Here is a 3,089-nt window from a genome sequence, read left to right as displayed (position 1 = left end):
CCGCTTCCGCTTTTCTAAAGATGATAAGTTGGGGATAACTGCCCGTAAAAGCCCGATTGGACGGACTTTCCGTCAGTGGGGAATGAAGAAAACCCCTACTGACGGAAGTTTCACTTTATGTTCTCTTACATTATGATTCAATATCCAAACCAGGGTTTGCATTTAATGCTAACGTTGCCCTCTTTCCTTGCTCATATGCAATCGTACCAGCAGCAGCAATCATAGCAGCGTTATCTGTGCATAAGGATAACGGAGGAATGATAAGTTCAACATTTTTTTTCTTTGCAAACTCTTCCTCTAAGCGTGCCCGTAATCCTTTATTGGCTGCTACCCCACCAGCAAGAAGCACTTGCTTTACACCATATTCTTCTGTTGCTCTTATTGTTTTTGTTACTAATACATCAATTACACTTGCCTGGAAACTAGCAGCTAAATCTTCAGGTGCTAGTTCTTCCCCGCGCTGTTTTGCGTTATGCACAGTGTTAATAACTGCGGACTTTAATCCACTGAAACTAAAATCATAAGAATCAGGTTCCAGCCATGCACGAGGCAAATCAATTGTCGGCTCTCCTTCATGCGCAAGACGGTCAATATGAGGTCCACCTGGATACGGCAATGATAACGTACGCGCCACTTTGTCGTACGCTTCTCCTGCAGCATCATCTCGCGTTTCTCCAATTACTTCAAATGAACCATGCTCTTTCATATAAACAAGCTCTGTATGCCCACCTGATACAACGAGAGACAGCAATGGAAATTGTAGTTCTTGCACTAAACGATTCGCATAAATATGTCCTGCGATATGATGCACACCAACTAAAGGAATATTATGCGCAAAAGCTACTGCTTTTGCTGCATTCACCCCAATTAGCAAAGCTCCTACGAGGCCTGGTCCTTCCGTAACAGCAATTGCATCAATATCTTCAAATGTCACTTTCGCTTCTTTTAACGCTTCTTCTAACACAACCGTTATTTGTTCCACATGGTGACGAGATGCAATTTCTGGAACAACTCCACCAAAACGTTTATGACTTTCAATTTGCGAAGCTACAACGTTCGCTAAAATATCTCGTCCATTTTTCACAACTGCTACAGCCGTTTCATCACAGCTTGTTTCCATACCAAGAATAATTGTATCTTTTTTCATCATAAGTTCACCCACATTACAAGACCATCTTCATAATTGTCTGTATAGTATCTTTTACGAATTCCGCCATTTTGAAAATCAAATTTTCGATATAACTTTTTCGCAACTTCATTTGAAACACGTACTTCAAGTGTCATCGTCTTTGCTCCAAAAGCTCTCGCTTTGTTCATTACCTCTTGTAATAACGCTTCTCCAAGCTTTAGACCACGATATTTTGGCAATATTGCAATGTTCGTGATATGTGATTCATCAAGAACGATCCAAAGCCCGCAATAGCCTATAATTCCTTCATCTGTTTCCAGTACAACGTAGTGCGCATACTCATTCATGTTTATTTCCCGTTCAAATGCTTCGGCAGTCCAAGGCGTCGTAAATGAAGATTCTTCAATCACAACAATTTGTGGTATGTCCTCTTCCTTCATATTTCTAAATGTAATATTCATTTATAAGACTCCTACTTATTTTGACTTTCTAACCATTTTGCCTCTGCTTCTGCTAAACGAAGATAACTTGGTACAAATGTATGCACGGATTGCTCTTCTTTCTGTAAGCCTAAGAAAGCTAATTCACTTGGACGTGGATTATGTTTCGTCGGCGCAGCAAATACAGCTTGATCTCCTAACTGTTCTACAATTGTATCTTTATGCTGTTCTACATCATTTCCGATAAATAAAATAGGTTGCCCCGTCCCTTTTAACATTTCCAGCCAATCAACAATGAGAACAATACGATCTTCTTTCACAGCTTGTAATGCTTGTTCCCTATATGTATATAATCCTGTATAAATTTGCTGACGACGGCCATCAAATAATGGGCAAATGTATCCCGGGAAATTGATTCCGTTTGCTGCTAGTACTTCTAAGCTCGATACACCGACAATTGGAATTTGCAGTGACCAAGCCAATGTTTTCGCTACTGTCACACCAATACGAACACCTGTATAAGAGCCCGGACCAGCCGCTACAACGATTTTATTTAATTCTTTTGGTTTTACATTACATTCTTTTAAAAGTTGCTCTACTGCTGGCATCAAACGAACAGAATGGTTTTTTGTTAAATTTGTAATGATCTCTCCTACAACAGTATTTCCATCAATAAGAGAAACTCCCATTACATAGTTAGAAGTATCAATTGCTAGTACTTTCATTTTGTAATAGCTCCTCACATAATCTAATATAACGTTCTCCGCTCGGCTCTAATACAATTTTCCTTGTACTATCTCCCTCGTGGAATAAACTAATTTTAAAAAGTGAAGGTGGTAAGAAAGCCTCTATTAAATGGGCCCATTCCACCACTGTTACACCTTCACCATAAAAGTATTCATCAAAACCTAAATCTTCTTCGCTCTCTGCTAGACGGTATACATCCATATGATACAGCGGTAATCGTCCTTTGTATTCTTTAATAATATTGAAAGTTGGGCTATTTACAACACGTTTTACACCAAGGCCTTTTGCAAGACCTTTTGTAAATGTTGTCTTACCTGCACCTAAATCCCCTTCTAAAATCAAAACATCCTGCGCCTCAACTAATTGTCCAAGCTTTTCTGATAAATTCTGCGTTTCTTCTGAAGACATTGTCGTTATTTCATATTTATTCAAAGGTTTCACCTACCTTACTGTTAGTATTCTCTGCTCTCTATTATACAGATTTTTTATTTTTGTTTCAGTTTCAAATATATAAAAAAAGACCTTAGGAGTTGTCCTAAGGATAAGATTGACTGTCTTATAAGTTTAATTAGAGTAAATAAAAAAACACGAAACATATTGTTTCGTTCTTTATATAAATGGCGGTCCCGACCGGGGTCGAACCGGCGATCTCCTGCGTGACAGGCAGGCATGTTAACCACTACACCACGGGACCATTGGTTGCGGGGACAGGATTTGAACCTGCGACCTTCGGGTTATGAGCCCGACGAGCTACCAGACTGCTCCACCCCGCG

4 protein-coding genes and 2 tRNA genes are annotated in these 3,089 nt (G+C 39.6%); all 6 read right to left on the bottom strand.

The features are described 5' to 3' along the window. Positions 1–130 precede the first annotated feature (130 nt). Positions 131–1,147, bottom strand: coding sequence for a tRNA (adenosine(37)-N6)-threonylcarbamoyltransferase complex transferase subunit TsaD (gene tsaD / locus V7024_RS18235; protein WP_335522458.1), 1,017 nt, complete (start codon positions 1,145–1,147; stop codon positions 131–133). After that, positions 1,147–1,590 (bottom strand): ribosomal protein S18-alanine N-acetyltransferase, encoded by a 444-nt coding sequence (rimI, locus tag V7024_RS18230; protein ID WP_335522456.1) that lies wholly within the window; start codon positions 1,588–1,590, stop codon positions 1,147–1,149. Before rimI ends, tsaD begins: the two co-directional genes overlap by 1 nt. 11 nt (positions 1,591–1,601) lie before the next feature. Further along, a complete protein-coding gene (gene tsaB, locus V7024_RS18225) occupies positions 1,602–2,294 on the bottom strand; it encodes a tRNA (adenosine(37)-N6)-threonylcarbamoyltransferase complex dimerization subunit type 1 TsaB (RefSeq protein ID WP_335522453.1) in 693 nt (230 codons plus the stop codon). Next, positions 2,275–2,748, bottom strand: a complete 474-nt coding sequence (gene tsaE, locus V7024_RS18220) for a tRNA (adenosine(37)-N6)-threonylcarbamoyltransferase complex ATPase subunit type 1 TsaE (RefSeq protein ID WP_335522451.1) — start codon at positions 2,746–2,748, stop codon at positions 2,275–2,277. Before tsaE ends, tsaB begins: the two co-directional genes overlap by 20 nt. A gap of 186 nt (positions 2,749–2,934) precedes the next feature. Beyond that, positions 2,935–3,010 (bottom strand) — tRNA-Asp (locus V7024_RS18215). 2 nt (positions 3,011–3,012) lie between these two features. After that, positions 3,013–3,089 (bottom strand) — tRNA-Met (locus tag V7024_RS18210).

The sequence above is a fragment of the Bacillus sp. JJ864 genome (genome assembly GCF_036963045.1).
GTDB classification, from domain to species: domain Bacteria; phylum Bacillota; class Bacilli; order Bacillales; family Bacillaceae_G; genus Bacillus_A; species Bacillus_A pseudomycoides_C.
This window is presented reverse-complemented; position numbering and strand designations above follow the sequence as displayed.